Source organism: Moritella sp. PE36 (assembly GCF_000170855.1).
GTDB lineage: Bacteria > Pseudomonadota > Gammaproteobacteria > Enterobacterales > Moritellaceae > Moritella.
Genome location: NZ_ABCQ01000003.1, coordinates 47,486 through 69,535 on the forward strand (window position 1 = coordinate 47,486; position 22,050 = coordinate 69,535).

The window sequence follows — 22,050 nt, forward strand, 5'->3', positions numbered from 1 at the left end:
ACCTATGCTAAAAATTGCCACCTTTAATCTTTTCAATTACATTGAACCACCGTTTGCCTGTTATGATTTTGATCGTATCTATGACGAGCAACAATGGCAGAAAAAGCAGAAGTGGATCCGTGATTATCTTGCCGAGCATCAGCCTGATGTCATCGGTTTTCAAGAAGTGTTTAGCCCTGACTCTCTCAAAGCATTAGTCGCTGAATGTGATTATCCGTATTTTGAAGTCGTTGATAGCGCAGATGTTATCGAAGACTACATTTTTCGCAGTCCAGTAGTGGCAATAGCATCACGTTACCCGATAACAGCTATCGCAGCAGTCATACCTGATGGCGATCTTGCCGTGAGCATGGGTTTATCATCGGAATACCAATTCAGTCGCAAGCCCCTGCGCGCCAGTATAGAATTACCACACCTTGGTACAACCGATTGTTATGTAGTGCACTTTAAATCTAAGCGACCAATGTTAGAAAGTGAAGATAATGAATTAGCCACAACCAAAGCCGTACTAGATGCTTTTAGCAAACAAATGTGCGGTAGTTGGGGTTCATCAATGCAACGGGGCTCTGAAGCAGCATTATTATTCCAGCAAATGATCCAACGTCGGCTAGCGACCAATAATCCGATGATGTTAATGGGTGACTTTAACGATGTATTAGATCATGATCGAGATGGCATACTATCACACCTGACTATGAATACATTACGCTTCAACTCAGACCCGCAAGCACAAGACATTGTAAAACAATTTAGTCTGCAAGATAGCTGGCATTTATACCAACACGCAGCAAACGGTGTAGTGGCAAGTAGTACACCAGCCCCTCGCCCGGCGACCCATTACTTTTATAATAAAGGTTCGGTATTAGATTACATCTTATTATCGTGTGAGTTTAATGCAGAGTATCAGCGTAGCCTTTATGAGGTCAGTGATTACCATACTTATGATCGCCACTTGATTAATCCTATCTATGAGCGTGATAGCGAAAGCACCGACCATGCGGTTGTGCAAATCAATTTACAATTGAGAAGTTAGCGCTTAACGCTTATACCGAAGTAACTTGGGTATACATAAGGCCATTTAATTCATTGTGTAATTAAATTACACAATCTACTTGCGTTAGTTCGGTTCTGTCTTATAATGCCCAAATCTATTCGAGGGAGTAGTCGCTTCACGCACGTGAAGGAGTACATCAACATAACTGACCCACAGGTCATGGTGTATTCAACCTAGTTCGAGGTTAACAACCCGAGACTAAGTTTGATGAGACTTGAACAAGTAAACACCTACTTTCGAGGGCGGGGTGTCGCTTGTTTATGTCAAAATGCCCTCGTACGAGAATCCTATGTCTTTATTATTACCCATCATTGCAGTGTTAGTTGGCTTTATCTTACTAACAGTAAGTGCCGACCGTCTTATCTTAGTATCATCAACATTAGCCAAACAGTTTGGTGTTTCAGTCATGTTTATTGGTATGACTGTCATTGCCTTTGGTACTTCATTCCCAGAATTAGTCGTCAGCGCAATTGCGTCATTTAATGGTGCAGAAGGTCTTGCGGTCGGTAATGCTATCGGCTCTAACATTATCAACTGTGGTTTAGTATTAGCGCTTTGTGCCCTGTTTATGCCGTTAGTAATTAAAGTACGTTTTATTAAACGTGAATTACCTATTTTAGTATTCGCACTTATTGCAACTATCGCGTTAATGTCAAACGGTTCAATTACGATGTGGGACAGTCTTATCCTGATCTTATTGCTTGCACTTTACTGCGTATACCTCGCTAAATCATCGTCTGCTGATGATGTTGAGAACGAGCTAGAGTTTTTGGATGTTAGCCAGAATCGTGCATTAGTTGAAACTATAGCCATGCTGTTCATGTTATTAATCAGCTCACAAATTATGGTTTGGGGCAGTGTACAACTTGCTAAAGCGATGGGCGTTAGCGACTTGTTGATTGGTCTAACGATTGTTGCATTTGGTACCAGTTTGCCAGAACTAGCCGCTGCTATCGCGGGTGTTCGCCGTGGTATGCCTGAAATTGCATTCGCAACTGTGATTGGTTCAAACACCTTTAACCTATTAGGTGTATTAGCATTCCCAGGGTTAATTGGTGATGGATTACAACTGCCAGCAGAAGTATTAACGCGTGATTTACCAATGTTATCTATTATGACGGCATTCATGGTTATCTCATTCACAATGACTTATTTTGCTGTGACTAAACGTCGTGCCGCTTTAACACCAGAACAACAAACAGATGAATTAATTGCGGCAGACAGTAAACTAAACTATCGTTTTGGCCGTCTTTCTGGCGCAATACTGTTAACTATGTTTATTGGTTATAGCTGGATACTGTTTACATCATAAGTTTTACAGCTTAAAACTATCTAACGCATCAGGTATTCGCTTGATGCGTTACGTACTTTATTAGTTATGGTAATAGTAGCGCCTCATCAATTGCCTTAGCCCTGTCACCATATCGACCACTCACACTGACCATCAAAAACAATAAATATCCAAACTGTCCCATTATCGCTAACGATAATAACCAGTAATTCGCGGGATTATATAACGTCAGAATCAACGCAAATAAACTAAAAACATGGCTATATAATAAGTACTGCATTCGCGATTTACTTAATAGTTCGTGCATATTAGGCAACAGTGAGAACGCCTGCATATGAAATCCACATTGACGTTGCAAGTGCAGGTATGCCAAAAAAGGAATGATCTTGATGATCATCGCCATGATCACACTGATTATCCAACCATAGATAAATACCGCAGCCAATGTCAGCGGTGACCAACCTAAACTGAATAACAAGCTCTCTGCTCCCGTCATAGTATTCATCATTACGTGCATCACTAAACTAATCGCACAGCAAAGAAATAAGCAGCATAATGCAATAAACCAACAGGTTACACTCACATCGTTAATTTTTCGCTTACGTCTGTTTAAACAATGAATCGCCGTTATTGCATATACCATCAAGCCTAACTTTAATAACGCCGTACAAATAGATTGAATCATTTGCCATGCGGGAATATTAATCAACGCAAGTTGTGTCATCCCCAAAGTCACTAACGTATGTGCCAACAAGATGATGAATAAAAAACCAGGCAAGAAACGAGAGCACCACAATGGAAATGCAGGTGCAACATGAAACATAGGTAACACTTGAAAACTAACACCCATAATCACTAAACTGATCCAGCCAATCAATCCCCAACTGGCATGGTTATCAGTCAGCTTTTTAGTGATATTAAATTGGCTGGCGAATAAATAATCCGCCAAGAGTAAACTGGCAATAATGCCCACCACCAGCATCGCAACAAAGCCTAATCGCATGGTATTAATTGATACACTGGCCCGACTTCGTTGCCTAATTAGCCATAATATTACACCGATAAAACCGCCTAAGCCAAGTGTAAACGACACGCCTGAAACAGCGAAAAAGAGAACCTGACTAAGCCCAAACATACTCGCTAAGAATGCCGTGGTTAACGACAGCGTGCCTAATGACATCGTCACTAATGTTAACGTGGAAATAAGTTTAACATGAGGGATTGACTTGCCAGCCAGTACCGGTAATAACTGTAAAATTGCGCCACACATGATCATGGAAATAATACCCAGCACCATAGCATGAGTCAGCGCGAGCGTGGCAGGATGCCAGCGGGTTAACCACAGAGACTCCCCTGCAAAAGCAATAATCAATGCGCTGATGAATGCAAATACAGGCGCAGCCAAAAAGAACCGCATCGGCACTGAAAATGCCGGTATATTGTCAAAATCCAATCCAGCAAGATTCATGCTAACTCCATCTCAGAAAATGAGGCTAATGCCGACTCATCGGTTTTAAAAGCAACCTTGATGACAACCGCTAGATCTTCACAACTGCCGTTGCTACGTGCATGTTTACTGCTTTGGCTATCACGTAATGCCGTCGAATCATTCAAGCTATACTCAACATCGACTCTATAGACAAAACCTAATTCGGTTAATTTAGGGTATAACGGCACGGGATTTTTACGGTGATAAATAACCAGACACTGGCCAGGGGATAGTGCCGCTAACGCCAGCAAAATTTGACGCATCGGCTCCGGAGCGGGTAATTCGCTTACATCAAGATCGATTGCTTGCAAGTAATTCGTCTCCATCAACTAGTATGCTTTGACTTGCTGTAACACTGCAGCTGCATCCGGAAGGTGAGCTTGCGTCATTGGATATAACATCTGCTCTTCTTTCATGTTGTGTTGCTGCATTAAGATCATTAACGTTTCAGATAACCCTAAGAATTGATCTTTATTCTGCGCAGACAATGCCTGCGTCATCTCAGCGACCAATTGACGCATTTGAGCATGTTCAGCACGCATAACTTGCGTTGGTCCCATCGTCATACCCGTCGCCTGTTCAAATGCTGGGAATAAAATCGTTTCTTCTTGCTGTAAATGGCATTCAAGATCGGTTGTAAATACAGACCATTGGCTATCTGCTTGTATCCAATTGCTTGCCGATACAGCCGACTCAGTGGCAATAAAAGAATCATCACAATGGCGATGCTGTGCGGTCATAAAAGTAGGAATAGTATCCATAAGTACCTCAAAATAACAAATTGTAATAATATTACGATCATATTACGGATCCCCTACTTGCTTGTAATTGATATATGTCTATTCCAAGAATAACTTTATTTTGCAACAAAGCATCACAGCGAGACTTGGCAATGTCATTTTTATCCAGCACAATAACGCTTAATAGAAATACAGCAGGTAAAAGAGATGGACGACTGGTTTATCGTTAACAGTAATGCACTGCGTCTTGGTGCTTTTATTGGTTTGTTTATATTATTAGCCGTATGGGAACACTATCAACCCAAACGACCGCTAACCGTTGCAAAAATCCAGCGTTGGGGCAATAACATCGCAATGGTGATGCTTAATAATCTCACGCTAAAATTGCTAATGCCGTTTGTTGCTATCGATGCAGCCCTGTATGCACAGCAACAGCAATGGGGGTTCGTAGCCCTAATGGCTGGAACGGAACTAATGCTAGAATCGGACCTAATAAGAAGTACGCTAATCGTGGTCTTGTCTATCATGTTGCTTGATGCTGCTATTTATTTTCAGCACCGAATATTCCATAAAATTCCAGTACTGTGGCGTTTACACCGGATGCACCACAGCGATCTTGATATAGACCTAACCACAGCAATCCGTTTTCATCCCATTGAGATTGTATTGTCTATGCTGATCAAAATTGCGGTCATTATCGCATTGGGGGTGCCAGTGATAGCCGTGGTGTTATTTGAAATGTTATTGAATCTGACCGCGATGTTTAATCACAGCAACATCAGATTACCAAGTAAAGTAGATCATTATCTTCGCTACTGTTTAGTTACGCCTGATATGCACCGCGTGCATCACTCGATCAATGGCCGTGAAACCAATCATAATTTCGGCTTCTGCTTACCTTGGTGGGATCGTTTATTTGGTAGTTACCAAGCGCAACCAGCATTAGGTCATCAAAAAATGCAGATTGGTTTACCTTATTTTCGTGATACCAAAGAATGCCAGGTGCAGCGAATGCTTACCCAACCATTCAGAGATAAGTAACTCGCCATAAAAACAACGTTAAAACGCCACTACTTATGCATTTCTGAAGGCTGGATGTAGAGATAATGTTATTGCTTATTTTAAGCGTGTTCGAGCAATTGTTCCTTGGCGATTAATGCAACCACCCCTTGATATAAATCTTGTACACATTCGACTTCAGTAACCCCTAAACGACGGCGGTTACTGATGTCATAAACATGCCCCTCACTTTCAGAGTGTTCACCGTGGATGCCGCGGATCTGTAAATGATGCGCTTCGGTAATGGCTTTAAATTTAGCCATGTTGTTACCTAAGCAGGGCAGTTTAATATGCACACTGGCTCGCATAGCCGTTCCCAGATTTGTCGGGCAACTACTTATGTAGCCGAGGTGCTCAGTAAACGCAAAATCTAAATGCTGCTCAAGCTCAGCCAGTGCAGTCGTCAGACGTACAAACACCTGCTGAATATTACCGCCAGCTTGCATCGAAATAATACGCAATTGGTCTTCTTCATTCACCCAGACTAAAAAGGTCTTGTCATCATTATGATAAATACCACGTCCGGCAGGCCAGTCACGGTTTAATCCCGCAGCTTCAAAAAAACGATCGCCCGCTTTAAACAAGAAGTGATCATTAACCAGTTGTGTTTTCACCGTTTCAGGAATGTCAGATAAGGTATAATAATTACCCAATAATTCACCTGACATGTTTGCCAATGCGGCAGCTGCACGTGTTTCAACTTCATTGCGTTGTGATTTAGTTATCGCGGGCCCGAGTGGCATATCAGCAAGGTTTCGCCCTACCCTAATACGTGTAGATACTATGTACTTATTAGTCGGATCAGGATCATTCGCATCTATATCAGCAGGGTTTAAATTAGTAGTGTGTAAGGTATTTTCGTCAAAACCATGATATTGACTAATAATTGGATTGAACAAGGGCGCGAAACTTTGGTATGACTCAGTGTCACCAGCATAGACTCCAATACCGCTATCAGGATTTATTAACCCTGAATTAATCACATCGTGTAATGTAAAACCATTTTTAGTCACTACATCCTGCAATTGAGTGAACAAATCAGGGGTTAGATGTTTTGCCATAAGTGATTCATGTTTGTCGGTAAAGTCTGGGTATTTCATAGCGTCCTGCTCGTTAACGGTGTAATAAGTAAATATTGGCATAGTTTGGGGATGACTATAAAATACAACTAAATACGGCTGAATACCATGGTCAATAAAAGTGCATTTCGATAATGAGAGATAGAAACTAAGAACCTAAAATAGTTTATTTCTTTGTCGTTCAATCAAACCACTATTGACTAAAATAGCAACAATGCAATCCATGACTAAAATCGATTATTTTCAAGGTTATGTTATTCTGGCTAATAATAAATATTAAGCACTAACAAGGTATCATTTCAGTGACTCAAGCTAACATTATTTCTACAACACCAATCATGTCTAATGATGATGCCCGTAAACTCAGCCGTAAAGTTACTGCTGATATTGCCACTAAACAGCTCGATGAAATATTTAGCGACAATAACGTGTCTCTAGATATACAGATCGCGGTAACAGAATACCAAGGCATGGAGCCAGGCGCGTACTTGGAAATATTAACAGCCCATCTACGCCCGAGTTATTTACGCGTGATTACTGAATCACTGCAAACACAAAATTTAACGGCGCTAGATGCTAATAGCCATTACTTGAAACTCAGTAAAACTCATAAAAACATGCTTGAAGCCCTTAAACAACAAGACAAATATAAGCAACTCAATGATAGCCAACTGATTGAAATGGCATTACTCGCGTTACTAAAAGGTTAAGAGGTTAACGCCCTACAACCAAAAAGCCCTGCTCAGTTAAAATTAACTAATACAGGGCTAAATACTTCATTTTATATTAACGTTGATGCATTTTTATTACACCAATTTTTATAACGAGATGTGTTTATGGACAAGCCGTTTCTAATACATTAGCCGTTAATGTCGGACGGAAACGCCCCAGTGGCATATCAGTAATGTAAGTAGACACTTGTACTGCACACCAAGTAGCTGCCAGAGCCTTATCTAAAATCGATGTGTCACTGCTAAAACAGCTCGCGAGCTCTTCATTACGGTTAGCGACAATTATCGATGACGTTGTTGAAGTCACCTGGCAAGCAATGTATTCAGGCTGCTCAACCACAGGGGAAAATACTTCAACATTATCCGAATAGCTATTTTCAATACCTTCTTCTGAAGTGACCGTCAACGCTACTGTGTATAAACCTGCATTAGCAAACGTGAATGTTGGATTCGCCGCACTTGATACACCTAAGCTATCGAAGTCCCATGCGTAAGTGGTAATTGGACTTGTTTCATTTGCTGCGTCAGCGGTAAAGTTAACCGTTAGGTTTGGGGACACCTCTAATGCATCAGCAGTAAAGCTCACCGTCGGTGTGGTCGGTTCGATTGCAGGATCATAAGCGGTAACCTCTTTACTATTACTTGCTGTCGTACCATCACTCCCTGTTACATCAAGTCTCACCGTATAAGTGCCACCCGCCGCATAAAGATGGGAAGGTGAAGCAAGTGCAGACGACGCGCTATCGCCAAAGTCCCATAAGTAGTCAGTAATGCTACCATTATCCACACTGGTTAAATCAGTAAATGTCACTTCTAAGTCATTAACAACCGAACTGAAGTCCGCTTGCGGATTCACCGGGTCAACCACATTATCAGTCACAGTAACCTGGTAACTAACAGTAGCGGTTTTATTACCTAATTCAGAGTTCACACTCAAGGTAACATCATAATCACCAGAGGCTGTGTAAGTATGTGATGGGGAAGCAAGCGCCGATGTATTACCTGGCGCCACATCACCAAAGTTCCAACTGTGATTGGCAATCGTATCATTAGTCACTGCCGAGCTATCAGTAAAAGTAACCGTTAAACCATCAGGACTATAAGTAAAGTCAGCCGTCGGTGTACCTGGTATTTTAGCAACCGTTACGTCACGAGTCACACTAGCACTACTTCCGCCTTCAGTCGTCACGGTTAGCAGTACACTGTAGGTGTCTGCCGTTGCATAAGTATAAATCGGGTTTGTATCAAAATTAATTACTGAATCATCACCAAAATCCCACTGATAACTGTCTATCAGGCTACCTGCACTTGTTGATGTGCTAGTAAAAGTAACTTTAAGATCATCTTTTTCTGTAGAAAAGTCTGCAGTGATGATCGGTGAACTCAACTCCTCAGTATCATCTGATTCGCCAAAACAGCCAGATAATACGCCAAGTGTCATTACGAGTAATAATTTTTTCATTATTCTGTCTCCTCAATCGTTATAAATACTGGGCAAGTAACCACTTCATCATAACCAGCGGCAGGCACAGTGACTTGCACCGTCCTCGGGATAAAAATAACAATTGGAGAACATGGAATAATGTAATTACTATCGGCGAGCGTTACCGCGTCACCATCGACGACAATATCTACAGCGCCATTCGTGGCATTAATAACACCCAATACATTTTTATCGTAACTCGCAGAGATGACTTGAAGTTGTGCGACAGCAGCAGTACTGGCACTTATCAATGTCACAGCAAGAAGTAACTTCTTCAACATGGTAAATATCCTTATTTAATGTTGTCGATGAACAGTCCTTATTCACCCGCTGAAAAGGTTAACATTTCCGATTAAAATAAAAGTGCCAACGACACATCAGCAGTATGATAATGGCAAAAGAAGAAGTATGAGAAATGCAATTATTTGAGAAAGGTAAGGTCAAGTATAATAAAGGCTTAGAGAATAAGTGAATCTAGACTTAAGTACTAATTGAGCTATAGAACCCATTAATACGCTAAGTTAAAAACGTGACAGACAGCATGCGGGATGAATGAAAATGCCAGCAACAATGCCGACATTCTCGAATAAATAGAACCATTACTTAAATAATAGTCTTAACGAAGCATAGTTATAGTAGGTACTAACTATTTATTTGACGTACTTGTTGTAAGTACTTAAGCCAGCCTTTTGCACTCGCCGAGGGAGCAAGGTGCTGAGCTAATTTTGCATGGGTGATCGCGCGGTCAAATTGCTCAAGTTTATAGTAAGATCGAACTTTGGCTAGTTCGATTGCAGCTTGCTCCTTGTTAGTTTTACCTTGGTTAATTTGATGGTGATTCAACTCCAGCAGTGCCAACTCATAACGTCCCTGCTGTAACAATAGTTGTGCGAGCGGCCAGCGATATTCCGCAGCATCACCTGGAGACAAGGCTATAACATCACGCCATGTGCCAATCGCCTTATTCCACTCTTTCGCCATCTGCCAATATTGCGCTTGTTCCGTTAATAGTTTCTGACGCTCATCATTGTCCGTAATATTGGCTGCTAATAAGCCTAATTCACGTGCAGCTTGCTCAGGTATACCTTGTTGTGCATATAGCTGAGCCAAGGTACGACGTTCTTGTACACTTAATGCAAGCCCTTGACGCTGCGCTAAAATTAAAGTGGTTAATGCCGCTTGAGGCTGTGAAATTCGCAGTTGCAAACCAGCCAGTTGTTGCCACCATAATAGCTTATCAGGTTCTACAGCAATGATGCGGCCTAAGGTATCAATAGCTGCAGGCCAGCGTTGCAGTTGCGATTGTGCCGTCAACTGTAGATTTAACGCCTGCACTTGGTCACCTTGGGTACTTATCCCTTCATATGAACGTACGGCAGTGAGTACCTTGTCCCACTCACGGAGCTGATAATGGGTTTGCGCGATACGTAACCACAGTTCTGTAAATTCTTTAATCTTGATATTAGATGATTTGTTATTACGTTTAGCGGCCTGATGACTATTTCCATCCGCCTTTCGATTAGCTTTTAGTGGCGAATTAACCAGCACACCATCGAGTAAAACATAGTTATTCACGAGTCCGTAATAATGCGGCAACGCTTGTTTGTACTTTTGCTGACTAAGCAAGATATCCGCCACCATACGCTGCGTCATCCAAGTCTGCTCTGTCGGTAATAACTGACTTTCAACGGCCAATGATAAGTACTTTACCGCTTGGTCGGTATTTTCTTGCTGCCAATGAAATATGCCTAACACACGTTGTACAAAAGCTTGGTCGTACGCTTGGCGAGGTGTTAGCTCAGCCAATAACTCAATCGCATCGCCATAGCGTTCTTGCTGCTGTAAAGCCTGTGCGGCTTGGATCTTACCAGCGATAAACTGCGTTAACTGTGGCGGATTAGCATAAGTCGATGATGCAAACAAACACATCAGGACAAACAACCAACTGCTTTTTAGTTTGTTTAGATAATGGTTCATCGTTCTAATTTAAACTCCAAAGTAACAGTCTGGTTAACTTGCATAACAGCTCTCCCCACTTCCAATTTGGGTTGGTACTTCCATTTTCTTAATGCTTTCACTGCCGATTTTTCAAATAAGCGTCTTGGTTTTGCATCCATCACTTTAATATCAACCGGACGACCCAAGGTATCAATGGTGAATGACAGTTTAACCCAGCCCTGAGCACCTTGTTTTAACGCTCTTGATGGATAACGCGGTTCAACACGATACAAGGGCATTGCTTGCTGATTAGCACTAAATTCACCAATGGCAGGTAAACCCACTTCGACACCAATACCCGCCATATCGATACCAAGTAACGGCATATCGGGTAATGCTAATGATTTAACCTCTGCATTCGCAACAGGTACACTGTCTGTTGGTGGCGGTGCATTTTTAGGTTGCTCTGGTAAGACTCGCTGGCGACGATTAACATCACGCTCTTGCTCGACCATAACAATGTCGAACGCTTGTGCCGTCGATTCTTCAGGCTTGCCAGCGTTGCCGTTATCCACCATCCACGCCATTAACGTAAACAAAGCTAATGTCATCGCCAAAGCCAGCGGTACAGCCAGTAAAAAACGTAACATTAAGACTTCTCCACCGCCAATGCGATACCTTTAACACCCGCACCGTTTGCTGCATCCATGACTTTAACCACGGTGCCATTAAACGCATGTTCATCTGCTTGAATAACCAAAGAAGCATCAGGTTGAGACAATAACAAGTGCTCTAATGTTGCTTGAACACGCTCTACATCAACCATGCGTTTATCAATATAAATATCATTGTTAGCGGTAATGCCAATAAAGATACCCGCACCCGCTTGGCTAACCACATTACTGGCCTGCGGACGGTTAACTTCCACCCCTGATTCACGCACAAATGAACTCGTCACAATAAAAAATATCAGCATGATAAACACGATATCTAACATCGAGGTCATGTCAATTTGTGCATCTTCACGCGCGGCTGAACGACGATTAAATCTCATATTCATTCCTTAATAGATAGTCTTAATAATTTTTCTAATCTGCTATAGCGTGTATCACAAGCTTTGGTTAAACGTGCATGCGCAAACATACCTGCAAGTGCTGCAACCATGCCTGCCATTGTAGGCAAGGTTGCTAACGAAATCCCTGCGGCCATTAACTTAGGTTCACTACTGCCGAGTGTTGCCATTACATCAAACACACTGATCATGCCTGTTACTGTGCCTAACAGCCCTAACATAGGGCAAATAGCCACCAGCACTTTCAGAAAACTAAGGTTTTGCTGTAAAGCTTGCTGTGCCTGTAACAACCAACCACCACGAATCGCTTGAGCATGCCATGAGCCTTGCTCTGAACGTGCTTGCCAACGTGTTAACAAGTCACGTTGCAGGGCAGGGAAATAGCAATACAAATACAACAACCGTTCCATCACGCAAAACCAACACAACATAACAACAGCAGCAAGCCAATACAGTATTGGTCCCCCCTGTTGCATAAATTGATTGACGCTTTCAAGCCAATCAACTGACGTTATATCAAAATGCATCGCTTAGCCTACTTGCTGTGTAAGAGGTGTCACGTTCGTATCATTAACGGCTGCAACAGCTAGTTTTTCAGCTTCTTGTGCAACTAAGCTAATGCCCTGTTTTTCTAAAATATCGCGAATATTATCGGCTTGCGTACTCAGTATGTTATGTGCAAGTAATAACGGCATTGCTGCAACTAAACCTAATACAGTAGTGATCAGCGCCATTGAAATACCACCAGCCATTACTTTTGGATCGCCATTACCAAACTGCGTGATCACTTGGAAGGTTTCAATCATGCCGGTTACTGTTCCCAGTAGCCCCAGCATAGGAGCAAGCGCAGCTAGTAATTTCAACATCGACAAACCTTTCTCTAAACCTTGCTGCTCATCAATAACAACTTCCATCAAGCGCAGCTCTAACGCTTCAGTACTGTTATGCAATGCCGACTTAATATTACTGTCTACGTATACTTGTAGAATACGACCTAATGGGTTGTCACCAATGTGACTTGGGTTGGCTAGTTGTTGCTTGATTTGACGACGTGTAATGACTAATTTCATGCCTTGTACTATCGCGATTAATAAACCAACCACCAACAATGACATGATCACGTAGCCCACTGTGCCACCATTTTCTAAGCGGTCTTTTAAGGTGGGGGTATTTTCTAATTGCGCTAGCATCACACCGCGTGATGGATCAAGTACAACAACATTCCCAACCGTATTAGGATTAACTAGATTAGTCGCGACAGGTCCATTGCTAGGTAGCTTTAGGTATGCTGTCGCGGTTTTCTTTTCACCATTCCAGGCTAAATAACCTTGTTCATCCACAAGACCAATACTACCGAGACGAACAGCTTGTTTATCTGCTAATTGCCCTGCTCCATCAATCACAGCAACATTCACCGTTTTGATTTCGCCACTGGCTTTAATTTGTTCTGATAACGCAGACCACAACCCCGTAAGCTGCAACATTGACGGTAAAGTCCTTGCTGCAACCACATCCGCCACAATCGGTGCAAACGTCGCACTATCAATAGCCGTTACTGAGGTATTAATTTCACTGCTTAACTGCTTCGCAGATTGACGCACAACACCAAACAATTCACCTAAACTACCGGTTTCTAAACGTAGACGTGTTTCTAACTTTGCTAACGTTTCTTCGTTACGCGTAAACTGCTCGCTTAACGTTTCTGTTTCATGTTGCAGTTGACGCTGTTGCGCTAATAACGCCTGACGCTGCTGTTTAATTTCTTGTTCTGTTAATTTAAAGCCTGCTTCTCGTTGCTTTAACGCTTTTGTAAGCTGCTTATTATCTTGTTTGGTGTCTGTTAGTAATTTTTCACTTACAACTTGCGCGTCGTTATTCGGCGCATCCGCAGCCAGTGCAGGATTAGCAATCAAAGAGTATGCACTAATGGTGAGCGCGCTTAATAGCAATGTCTTTGTTAAAAATGGTTTCGCTTTATTCACTGAAAATCTAGGGTTCATTGCAATAAATGGTTTCATTGGGCATTACCTACACGTTGCGCAGTTGTCACAGGAAGAGAAATTAAGCTTGGTGCAATTTGTTTATTGGCCATTTTGAAGGCCTTGTCGATATCATTGGTTTGTTCAGAAATCGATACCCATTCCTGACGTTGGTCATGCCACTGCCAATAATTTTGGCTATCTAAACTGCGCGCAACAAATGCAATACGGCCAAGGTGTAATAGATCAACGATGATAGTGTTATTTGATGACGCCAATACAATCTCGCTTTGATACACACCCAACTTAGTGCCGTAATCAATTTCGATTTGGTACGCTTCTAAAATACGGCGGTACTTTTCAGCATCGCTGACATTCGCTTGCCCCATCATGGTATTTAATTTTGCTAGGCGTGCTAGGCGTTGTTCTTTTTTAATTGGTTTACCAGTATTGATGATGTCATCTAACCCAGCCAGCATTTTGTACATGAGCGGTACTATGCCTTGGCGCGTAGTTTGAATACCTTGTAATTGTTCGTCTAAACTATCCAGTTCTTGGTTTTGATTGTTCACTAATTTAGCAAGATGGTCGCGATATACAGCTAAATTGTCGACTTCTTCCTGCAGGCGTTCGATTTCTGCTTGCATGCTTAAAGTTCGATCTGCACTCTTATCAATTTTGTGCTGACTGTTGGCCGCAGTATTATTCATTTTGTGAGTCAGTGCTTGGGCGTTATTAATTGCTTGGGCACTGTCATTGGCTTGTACGCTGTTATTAGCTTGCGCACTATCATTAGCTTGCGCAGACACGACATGGCTAAACGTAACACAGCTAAGTGCAGCCACGAGAACGAGAGAGTAAGATTTATTTAAAAGCATAATTAATCAACATTCGAGTTAAATTTAAAAGGAATAAAACCACAAAAAGCAACAACCGAAATGACTCGATTGTTGCTAGCGATGAGGCTTAGATTATATTATTAATAACGTAATTGGATTGAAGCCATGTAGTTACGACCTTCACCAACGATAGTTTTCTTTTGACTACCACCCGCTAGATAATCCGTATCAAACAAGTTTTCGATGTTGAAACGTAATACTAGGTCCATGTCTTTGTCGTAATTAATCGTATACGCAACACCGGTATCAAAACGTGTGTAAGCGTCTTTCTTGTAAGTATTTTCTACATCACCGAAACGTTCGCCAACATAGATAGCACCTAAGTTTACATCGGTGTTATTAGCAAAAGAGTAACGAGTCCAAATGCTTGCAGAAAACTCAGGTACATCAGCTGGACGATTACCATCACGATCAGGTTTGAATTCATCATGAATCGTCGCATCTAAGTAAGTCATAGAACCGCTTAGCGAGAATGCTTCAGTTACATAACCCATCGCACTGAATTCAACACCACGGTGAACTTGCTTACCTGCTTGTGTTGTTTCAGTTTCGTCCGAATTACCAGGATTATTATCAGTATCTTGAGAGATAACGATGTTCTCTTGAGTAATATCGAAGATTGCACCTGACACAAACAGTTGGTTATCCATCAACTCCCATTTCGAACCAATCTCATATAGCTTACCCTTAACAGGGTCTAACTCCGTACCATTGTTAATATCGTCTAAATTATTAATAGGATCTTTCGGTTCGAAACTTTCAGAATAAGTCGCGTAGATAGAACCATTTTCTTTTGGATGATAAATCAGTCCTAATTTTGGGAGTACATTGTTATGAGTATTATCTTTATTTACTTCACGATCAAAACGTAACCCAGCTAGCACTTGCCATTGTTCGTTAACTGTAATCATATCTTGAACATAGATTCCGTAAGAGTCACGCTCTGTCGGATCCTTTACCGAACCATTACTGTAATGCAAACCATCTGGCTTTTCTAAAGGGTCGCCCGGCTTAGCTGTTTGGCCACCAATTTTATGAGTTTGACCAAGGTAATAATAACCTAACCAGTTTGCACCAATAAGTGTTTGGTGCTGCATACCCAACGCATCAAATTCACCTACAAAATCAATAAACGCAGTATTAAATTCCCAGTGATCAAAACGATCATAACCACTATAAGTAATGTCGCCAACTGCATTAGGAATAGGATTAGTAAAGCTTTCAATATCGCGACGTTTGAAGTCTTGGTTGTTATAACCTAACTTAAGATTCCAGTTATCAGATAATTGGGCTGCAATATCAAAACCGATATTCTCAACATTATTTTCAATCGTAGACCAGTCAGCGTCCCAGATAAACTGATCTCCGCCGACTGGCTTACCATCAACAATGTAAGCACCAGAATCAACACTGCCGTTATCGTTAGTCTTATCGTAATGCACTGATACAGTAACTTTGTCGTTTATGTCGTAATCAACAAACAAACCACCAACAAAACGCTCCGTCGACGGTGTGCTACCATCGCTGTATGTGCGCCATGAGTCATAGCTCTGCTTAGATACAATCGCACGGGCACGTAATGTTTGGTCATTATTTAATGAACCACTGATATCCGCAGTGGTTCGTGAATCATTGTTAGAGCCTAAATCTTGGCTAATATTAATTTGGGTTTCGTAAGTTGGCTTTTTAGCAACCATGTTGATTAGGCCGCCCGGTGCTGATTTACCGTAAAGTAGGCCTGCAGGGCCTTTAAGTATTTCAACGCGCTCTAGTAGTTCAATAGGTTGACGGTAGTGCGACCAATGCTGCTTGCCATCACGTAGGAAACCACTACTACTTTGTAAATCAAAACCACGTAGCTTGAACGATTCACGGTTACGGCTCACACCACCAGCAGAAATACTTGAATCATTTTTAAGTACGTTACCTAGTGTGCTTGCTCTTTGCTCATCAATTAGCTGTTCGTCAATAACAGTGACTTGTCCCGGTGTTTCAAGCTGTGTTGCTTCAACACGCATGGCAGTACTATTAGTATCAACTTTAAAACCATAATCACGACCTACAACTTCCATGTGCTCATCTGTTTCTACTGTTTCAGTAGAGTAAGCACCTGGCGCTGCAAGTACCGTCGCGATCACGACAGCTAATCGAGTTTTACAAAACATATTCCGTTATCTCCGATTCATTTTTTCATTAAATTAAACTTTACGCCTACTGCTGTAGGTCGACTTGATGAACAGGATTCTAATTGATAATCATTACCATTTTCATTAAATTTACATTCTTTGCATTCGCAGCAAATGTAAACTTTAATGAAACACATAAATAGGATACTTATTAACCAGCAGCGCACATAAAAACGGCTCATTTCAATATGAAATAAGCCGTATTCATAAAACTTTAGTGATTAATAGCTATTATTGGATAGGGAATCGTAGTTTTACCGTGACGCCATTATTTACATTAAGTTCCGCAACTGCTTCGCCGCGCATGATCAACATCGCTTCCTTTACAATGGCAAGCCCCAGTCCGTAACCACCAGACTGTTTAGTTCTCGCTTGCTCAATACGTACAAACGGATCAAAGACACGGCCTAGTTGCTGTGCAGGTATACCGATGCCATCGTCAGCGATAACAATCTCTACATATTGGTCTTGTTGACTAACAGTTAATACAATGGCTGCATTATCACCCGCATACTTAATGGCATTCTCGAGCACGTTTTTAATCGATCTTAAACATAAGCGGTTATCAGCAAGTACCATAGGCGTCGCATTATCCAGCTCAACTTGCAGTGATTGTTGGGGTTTTAAATCTATTTCATTTTGCATCACCTGGATCTGACACAAGGATTCAAGCTGTATCGGCACCAAGTTAACCGATACACTTTCATGCTCTAAACGACTAAATTCAAGGATCTCACTCACCAGGTTATTCATTTCAGCTGATTCATTATCAAGTTTATCTAATAAATCACTGACGTCATCAGGACAACGTTTGCGTAATAAATGCAGGATCAAACTATGTCTTGCTAACGGCGTTCTTAACTCATGCGATACATCCGTGATCAACTTTTTCTGTTTAGCAATTAAATCATGTATACGCTCAGCCATATCATCCAGATCTTGTGCCAGCTGATTAAACTCAGTCACACTGTTACCGACTTTATGAGATACCCGAATACTAAAATCACCTTCAGCCAAACCGCGACTCGCAGCTTGTAAACGTTGCAGGGGTTGCTGTAAATGCCGCGCAAGCAGTAATGAAAAAATAGCGAGTAATATACTAGTGATCACAAATTGGATCGCAGCAAAATAATAAGGAAAATGATGGGCCGGATGCTGCTTATCAGAAAACTGCACGATTAACTGATAACCAGGCCGTAGCGGTAATGCAATAACGGGCTTATTCACTTTGTTCTCTAAAATGGTATTAAGCGGGCGAATAAAACGTAATTTGAACTTAAAATGTGGGTGCATAACACGCGTACTCACCTCTTCAAGATCATCGCTAAGTACAAATAAATAGCTTGATTGCGCCGCTTCCCATTCTGCCAGTTTAGGTCGGTCTACATTCCCTTCACTGTCTTTACTATCAAGTAACCGATTAGCCTGTTCGGCAAGATCTAGCATTTCCGTTTTCACAGTTGCGGGTAGCTGTAACAGTACCCGTACTAACGCCATTTCAGCAATACTTTGTAAGCTAAGGATCAATACCAGCGTAATAGCAAAATAGCTGAATAAACGAAACGCCAATCCTTGACGATCACCTAAAAAAAACAACTGCCTTGCCGCTTTTACACAAGCTAGATTCATACAGCCATACTGCCTACGTGCTCAAAAAAGCTATAGCCTTTGCCACGTACGGTTTTGATATGTAATTTGGACAGACCAGATTGCACCATCTTGCGGCGGATATTACTAATATGCATATCCAAATTACGATCAAATGGACATAAATCTTTCTTTAATACTTGTTTTTGCAATTCAGCTTTCGACACCACAATTTCATGGCGTGAAACCAGATACTCAAGTAATTCAGCTTCGGTTCCAGTCAATGACAAACGTGATAACTGCGTAAGAATTGAACTCTCGCCACCCAAGTTTTGTCTTTGCTTTTCTAGACCAACACGACGTAACATCACTTGAATACGGGTTAATAATTCCGGCACGCTGTATGGTTTAGCAATATACTGATCAGCCCCGGCCTGCAAACAATCCAGCATCGCACTTTCATCCGCGAGTGCCGTTAGCATTAAAATCGGCGTCGCAAAGCGCTGACAGATACGCCTAGCCACTTGCAACCCATTAATATTGGGCAACATCACATCAAGCAATACCAAATCAACAGGTTTAGCCTGCATATAATCGAGCGCACTTTCACCGCAGTGCACGCTATGCACCTGGTAGCCATCTTCGACTAATACTTCAGTTAATAATTCACATAGTTGTATATCATCATCGACGATGAGAATTTGTGACACAGTTAAAAACACCTTAATAATAACAATTCGTATTAGTATTTTAATGAAGAACAGCATTAAGTACAACAAACATTCTGCATCACTTGATTAAGATCAATAACGAAAACCAGAAAAGCTTATTTTTACAATCTGTTAATTAGGATAATTTATGCGTTTAAGCTATATTGGATAAATCTAGAACACTCAATTTGAGCTTTTGAAAATATATACGGATATAGCATGTTCAGCGTAACAAAAGATCTTTCATTCAAGCTAAATCGTGACCACACTCGCTATAATTATTGGGACCCGTATCCGGTATTATATGTAGATAAACTCGGTTTTTTTGATTTTTTCAAAATCCCTGTTCAAGTAATGAATATCTCAAAATCAGGGATGTTAGCGAAAGTTCAAACCGAAAGTAAATTTAGCGTTGGTGAACACATCATCATTAAGTTTGACAATTATTTTACCGATGTGATACCGACAACAGTAATGCGTTGGGAAGCTGATACACAATTACTGGCGGTAAAATTTAGTCGGGACATAAAGTTAATCGAGCGCATAGCGCTTAATATAGCCTAGCAAGCTTACAGATAGGTCCCTATGCGCTAGATGATTTAGTCCCAGTCCTCAGCGACAAACTGGATCAACAATTCATCATTTTGATACATATTCAAAAATGGCCACTCTACCTGCAAGGCATTCACCATACCAAGTGTTTGATGTAGTTTTTGCTCTACCGCATTGGCCTTTGGATCGGCACAGGCCATTAGCGTAGAACCAATAGGGCCTAATTTGAGTAATGAATTATTCAAGTCTGTTGCTTCAAACAAATGCTTGATCTGGCCAAACATATTATTACAGCCAGCAAAACCCGAGAAACCACCTCCGGCAATGGTAATATTGGCAGGTCGTGGTAACGCTTGCGGGCTAATACCTTTCAGACCAGCAAGTTGCTTTAAATTCCACTTGCGGCTCTCGGTTAACATGGTGTTATCTAAATAATGTCGTGGTGCTTTGTCTATTTCGTCAACCAGCTTGTACGATATGCTTGAGGCATCAGCCGCCGGGTACTTAACTTCAGCAGTCTCTACCGATAATTTATAAAACGAACCCGGCACATATTCAAAACCGGCAATATCATTATAAAAGAACTGCCACTCACTGGTTTTTCCATCCACCATTTTATTCACCACTAAGCACTGCATCGGCGCGATCCCCTGACAAGCAACACGTTCAGGCGCAACCCAATACGTTTCCATTTTAACGGCTGCAGTGTTAGCACTTTCATCATAATGAGTACTCGCATCATTCGTTTCAGCTGCACTTTGGCTTGTGCTGGAACAGCCGATGAGTAACCCGCTTAACAACCCAGTTAGCAATAAAGATGCTGGCAATTTAAACTTCATATTAATAAACCTTTTTCCGTTTTCCACTAAACTTATACCAATTGCAAGATACAGCGAGTCTTTGGCTCCGCGCTTTTGACCAAGCATTAAGGATTGTTATGCCGCCACTTTTACGCTCACTCATAAAACTGTGTGTATTTTGTTATTTATACAGTATGGCATCGTATAGCTATAGTAGTTCCCTTGTTAATATAAGCAGCTCCCTCGTTAATATAAGTAGTTCCCAGGTTAATAGCAGTTCAGTTAATAACGTCAGCAACTCTGTCAGCAGTACTGTCATTAACGTCGGCAGTTATCACTGCCCGCCTTTTGTGATGAATATACAAGACAATAGCCGACCACAACCCACCAGCACAGGACTGAGTATTTTATTGTGGGAACGTATCGCCGAGAGTATCGACCTACAATATGAGATGCAAGATTACACTTTAAAGGGCTTATTAGAAGCGGTTGAGAATGGCAGTATAGAAGTGGGTATATCCTGTATTACGATCACACCTGAACGTGAATTACTCATGGATTTTTCACACTCATTTTATGAGACGCATCTGGCCATTGCAGTAAAACAAAAAGGCTACCTCGCTTCTTTTATCAATATCATCACCAATACTACATTATTACTTGTTGTTGGCATTATCCTTATCTGCGCAGGGCTTATCGGCTGGATCTTTTACCTGCTCGAACATAAGGTTAATCATAAACTGTATTCAATGCCATCAACCGGGGCGCAGTTATTAGAAGCCTTTATTCTTGGTCTGTTATTCATCACCAAAGGCCCCTTCAACTATTTTGAATTTAAAACCTTGAGTGGACGGGTATTGACGGTATTTTTAGCCATTGCATCCACCTTATTTATTGCCAGTATTACCGCGATGTTAGCCAGTACCTTTACCTTGGGATTGCTGAATACTGATATAAAAAGTCCTTATGACCTGATCAAGCTTAATGTCGGCACCAAAGTTTCAACCACATCTTCTATTTATCTAGATAGTTTAGGTATAATACATCAGACGTTTACCAGCCTTGATGATATGCTCAGCGCGCTTAATAACGGGGAGATTGACGCTATTGTTGATGATGATGCGGTTTTAAAATACAAACTGAAACTTGCAAAACAGCAAGGACGTTATCAGCAAATATCAGTATTACCTTATCAATTTGAAAAACAAAATTATGGTTTAGCGATTAAAGATAATAGCCCTTACACCGAGCAATTAAACCGTGCTCTGCTTAATATTCGTCAAAGTCCAGAATGGCAACAAGCACTCAACCAGTACTTTGCCGACTATTAATGTAACCTTATTCACCTCTCTATTTACCCACCTAAATATAAACTGACAGACGCTTACACACGCTTACATT

22 protein-coding genes and 1 riboswitch are annotated in these 22,050 nt (G+C 41.4%); of the genes, 6 read left to right on the plus strand and 16 right to left on the minus strand.

Annotated elements, in window-relative coordinates; genetic code table 11:
- Window positions 1-4 precede the first annotated feature (4 nt).
- Together PE36_RS03145 and PE36_RS03150 are read left to right on the plus strand one after the other, a co-directional pair.
- Window positions 5-1,033, plus strand: a complete 1,029-nt coding sequence (locus tag PE36_RS03145) for an endonuclease/exonuclease/phosphatase family protein (protein ID WP_006030506.1) — start codon at window positions 5-7, stop codon at window positions 1,031-1,033.
- A 123-nt stretch (window positions 1,034-1,156) separates the two neighbouring features.
- A riboswitch (yybP-ykoY riboswitch) is annotated at window positions 1,157-1,240 on the plus strand.
- Between the two features lie 103 nt (window positions 1,241-1,343).
- Entirely contained in the window at window positions 1,344-2,366 is a 1,023-nt protein-coding gene (locus tag PE36_RS03150; RefSeq protein WP_006030507.1) for a calcium/sodium antiporter, read from the plus strand.
- A gap of 64 nt (window positions 2,367-2,430) precedes the next feature.
- Here PE36_RS03150 and PE36_RS03155 read toward each other — a convergent pair whose 3' ends face one another.
- Genes PE36_RS03155 through PE36_RS03165 form a run of 3 tightly spaced genes read right to left on the minus strand, consistent with a single transcriptional unit; the run spans window position 2,431 to window position 4,595 of the window.
- Entirely contained in the window at window positions 2,431-3,813 is a 1,383-nt protein-coding gene (locus PE36_RS03155) for a hypothetical protein (protein ID WP_006030508.1), read from the minus strand.
- Window positions 3,810-4,145 carry a DUF2249 domain-containing protein gene (locus PE36_RS03160; protein WP_232286518.1) on the minus strand — a complete coding sequence of 112 codons (336 nt, stop codon included), beginning with the start codon at window positions 4,143-4,145 and terminating at the stop codon, window positions 3,810-3,812. Before PE36_RS03160 ends, PE36_RS03155 begins: the two co-directional genes overlap by 4 nt.
- 18 nt (window positions 4,146-4,163) lie before the next feature.
- Window positions 4,164-4,595: a hemerythrin domain-containing protein gene (locus PE36_RS03165; RefSeq protein WP_006030510.1), complete on the minus strand. Its 432-nt coding sequence runs from the start codon at window positions 4,593-4,595 to the stop codon at window positions 4,164-4,166.
- A 186-nt stretch (window positions 4,596-4,781) separates the two neighbouring features.
- On the opposite strand from PE36_RS03165, the gene PE36_RS03170 reads away from it, so the two are divergent.
- Window positions 4,782-5,615, plus strand: a complete 834-nt coding sequence (locus PE36_RS03170; RefSeq protein WP_006030511.1) for a sterol desaturase family protein — start codon at window positions 4,782-4,784, stop codon at window positions 5,613-5,615.
- A gap of 80 nt (window positions 5,616-5,695) precedes the next feature.
- Here the strand turns inward: PE36_RS03170 and PE36_RS03175 are convergent, their stop codons facing one another.
- On the minus strand, window positions 5,696-6,733 hold the full coding sequence (locus PE36_RS03175; RefSeq protein WP_043993781.1) for a phosphagen kinase: 1,038 nt from the start codon (window positions 6,731-6,733) through the stop codon (window positions 5,696-5,698).
- 281 nt (window positions 6,734-7,014) lie between these two features.
- On the opposite strand from PE36_RS03175, the gene PE36_RS03180 reads away from it, so the two are divergent.
- The gene (locus tag PE36_RS03180) at window positions 7,015-7,422 is read left to right on the plus strand and encodes a hypothetical protein (protein WP_043993782.1); all 408 of its coding nucleotides are present in this window, start codon (window positions 7,015-7,017) and stop codon (window positions 7,420-7,422) included.
- Window positions 7,423-7,546: 124 nt separating this feature from the next.
- On the opposite strand, the gene PE36_RS03185 is transcribed toward PE36_RS03180, so the two are convergent.
- The 11 genes from PE36_RS03185 to PE36_RS03235 form a co-directional block, all read right to left on the minus strand.
- Entirely contained in the window at window positions 7,547-8,905 is a 1,359-nt protein-coding gene (locus tag PE36_RS03185; protein ID WP_006030514.1) for a PKD domain-containing protein, read from the minus strand.
- The gene (locus tag PE36_RS03190; protein WP_006030515.1) at window positions 8,905-9,207 is read right to left on the minus strand and encodes a hypothetical protein; all 303 of its coding nucleotides are present in this window, start codon (window positions 9,205-9,207) and stop codon (window positions 8,905-8,907) included. Before PE36_RS03190 ends, PE36_RS03185 begins: the two co-directional genes overlap by 1 nt.
- A gap of 361 nt (window positions 9,208-9,568) precedes the next feature.
- Entirely contained in the window at window positions 9,569-10,903 is a 1,335-nt protein-coding gene (locus PE36_RS03195; protein WP_006030516.1) for a lipopolysaccharide assembly protein LapB, read from the minus strand.
- Entirely contained in the window at window positions 10,900-11,514 is a 615-nt protein-coding gene (locus tag PE36_RS03200; protein WP_006030517.1) for an energy transducer TonB, read from the minus strand. Before PE36_RS03200 ends, PE36_RS03195 begins: the two co-directional genes overlap by 4 nt.
- Entirely contained in the window at window positions 11,514-11,918 is a 405-nt protein-coding gene (locus PE36_RS03205) for a biopolymer transporter ExbD (RefSeq protein ID WP_006030518.1), read from the minus strand. The genes PE36_RS03200 and PE36_RS03205 overlap by 1 nt, the downstream gene beginning before the upstream one ends.
- A gap of 2 nt (window positions 11,919-11,920) precedes the next feature.
- Entirely contained in the window at window positions 11,921-12,463 is a 543-nt protein-coding gene (locus PE36_RS03210) for a MotA/TolQ/ExbB proton channel family protein (protein WP_006030519.1), read from the minus strand.
- A gap of 3 nt (window positions 12,464-12,466) precedes the next feature.
- A complete protein-coding gene (locus PE36_RS03215; protein WP_006030520.1) occupies window positions 12,467-13,954 on the minus strand; it encodes a MotA/TolQ/ExbB proton channel family protein in 1,488 nt (495 codons plus the stop codon).
- On the minus strand, window positions 13,951-14,793 hold the full coding sequence (locus PE36_RS03220; RefSeq protein WP_006030522.1) for a DUF3450 domain-containing protein: 843 nt from the start codon (window positions 14,791-14,793) through the stop codon (window positions 13,951-13,953). Before PE36_RS03220 ends, PE36_RS03215 begins: the two co-directional genes overlap by 4 nt.
- 101 nt (window positions 14,794-14,894) lie before the next feature.
- Window positions 14,895-16,979 (minus strand): TonB-dependent siderophore receptor, encoded by a 2,085-nt coding sequence (locus tag PE36_RS03225; RefSeq protein ID WP_006030523.1) that lies wholly within the window; start codon window positions 16,977-16,979, stop codon window positions 14,895-14,897.
- A 252-nt stretch (window positions 16,980-17,231) separates the two neighbouring features.
- Window positions 17,232-18,629 (minus strand): ATP-binding protein, encoded by a 1,398-nt coding sequence (locus PE36_RS03230; RefSeq protein ID WP_006030524.1) that lies wholly within the window; start codon window positions 18,627-18,629, stop codon window positions 17,232-17,234.
- Window positions 18,626-19,297: a response regulator transcription factor gene (locus tag PE36_RS03235; protein ID WP_043993784.1), complete on the minus strand. Its 672-nt coding sequence runs from the start codon at window positions 19,295-19,297 to the stop codon at window positions 18,626-18,628. The genes PE36_RS03230 and PE36_RS03235 overlap by 4 nt, the downstream gene beginning before the upstream one ends.
- 219 nt (window positions 19,298-19,516) lie before the next feature.
- Here PE36_RS03235 and PE36_RS03240 point away from each other — a divergent pair, with 219 nt between their 5' ends.
- Window positions 19,517-19,861, plus strand: coding sequence for a PilZ domain-containing protein (locus PE36_RS03240; RefSeq protein WP_006030526.1), 345 nt, complete (start codon window positions 19,517-19,519; stop codon window positions 19,859-19,861).
- 35 nt (window positions 19,862-19,896) lie between these two features.
- Here the strand turns inward: PE36_RS03240 and PE36_RS03245 are convergent, their stop codons facing one another.
- Entirely contained in the window at window positions 19,897-20,688 is a 792-nt protein-coding gene (locus PE36_RS03245; RefSeq protein WP_043993786.1) for a DUF4377 domain-containing protein, read from the minus strand.
- Between the two features lie 155 nt (window positions 20,689-20,843).
- On the opposite strand from PE36_RS03245, the gene PE36_RS03250 reads away from it, so the two are divergent.
- Window positions 20,844-21,980, plus strand: a complete 1,137-nt coding sequence (locus PE36_RS03250) for an ABC transporter substrate-binding protein (protein WP_255348856.1) — start codon at window positions 20,844-20,846, stop codon at window positions 21,978-21,980.
- Window positions 21,981-22,050 lie beyond the last annotated feature (70 nt).

Excerpts from the sequence above, each read along its gene's own strand:
- PE36_RS03145 (WP_006030506.1), top strand. The coding sequence starts at position 5 with ATGCTAAAAATTGCCACCTTTAATCTTTTCAATTACATTGAACCACCG.
- PE36_RS03150 (WP_006030507.1), top strand. The coding sequence starts at position 1,344 with ATGTCTTTATTATTACCCATCATTGCAGTGTTAGTTGGCTTTATCTTA.
- PE36_RS03155 (WP_006030508.1), bottom strand. The coding sequence starts at position 3,813 with ATGAATCTTGCTGGATTGGATTTTGACAATATACCGGCATTTTCAGTG.
- PE36_RS03165 (WP_006030510.1), bottom strand. The coding sequence starts at position 4,595 with ATGGATACTATTCCTACTTTTATGACCGCACAGCATCGCCATTGTGAT.
- PE36_RS03170 (WP_006030511.1), top strand. The coding sequence starts at position 4,782 with ATGGACGACTGGTTTATCGTTAACAGTAATGCACTGCGTCTTGGTGCT.
- PE36_RS03175 (WP_043993781.1), bottom strand. The coding sequence starts at position 6,733 with ATGAAATACCCAGACTTTACCGACAAACATGAATCACTTATGGCAAAA.
- PE36_RS03185 (WP_006030514.1), bottom strand. The coding sequence starts at position 8,905 with ATGAAAAAATTATTACTCGTAATGACACTTGGCGTATTATCTGGCTGT.
- PE36_RS03190 (WP_006030515.1), bottom strand. The coding sequence starts at position 9,207 with ATGTTGAAGAAGTTACTTCTTGCTGTGACATTGATAAGTGCCAGTACT.
- PE36_RS03195 (WP_006030516.1), bottom strand. The coding sequence starts at position 10,903 with ATGAACCATTATCTAAACAAACTAAAAAGCAGTTGGTTGTTTGTCCTG.
- PE36_RS03200 (WP_006030517.1), bottom strand. The coding sequence starts at position 11,514 with ATGTTACGTTTTTTACTGGCTGTACCGCTGGCTTTGGCGATGACATTA.
- PE36_RS03205 (WP_006030518.1), bottom strand. The coding sequence starts at position 11,918 with ATGAGATTTAATCGTCGTTCAGCCGCGCGTGAAGATGCACAAATTGAC.
- PE36_RS03210 (WP_006030519.1), bottom strand. The coding sequence starts at position 12,463 with ATGCATTTTGATATAACGTCAGTTGATTGGCTTGAAAGCGTCAATCAA.
- PE36_RS03215 (WP_006030520.1), bottom strand. The coding sequence starts at position 13,954 with ATGAAACCATTTATTGCAATGAACCCTAGATTTTCAGTGAATAAAGCG.
- PE36_RS03220 (WP_006030522.1), bottom strand. The coding sequence starts at position 14,793 with ATGCTTTTAAATAAATCTTACTCTCTCGTTCTCGTGGCTGCACTTAGC.
- PE36_RS03225 (WP_006030523.1), bottom strand. The coding sequence starts at position 16,979 with ATGTTTTGTAAAACTCGATTAGCTGTCGTGATCGCGACGGTACTTGCA.
- PE36_RS03230 (WP_006030524.1), bottom strand. The coding sequence starts at position 18,629 with ATGAATCTAGCTTGTGTAAAAGCGGCAAGGCAGTTGTTTTTTTTAGGT.
- PE36_RS03240 (WP_006030526.1), top strand. The coding sequence starts at position 19,517 with ATGTTCAGCGTAACAAAAGATCTTTCATTCAAGCTAAATCGTGACCAC.
- PE36_RS03245 (WP_043993786.1), bottom strand. The coding sequence starts at position 20,688 with ATGAAGTTTAAATTGCCAGCATCTTTATTGCTAACTGGGTTGTTAAGC.
- PE36_RS03250 (WP_255348856.1), top strand. The coding sequence starts at position 20,844 with ATGGCATCGTATAGCTATAGTAGTTCCCTTGTTAATATAAGCAGCTCC.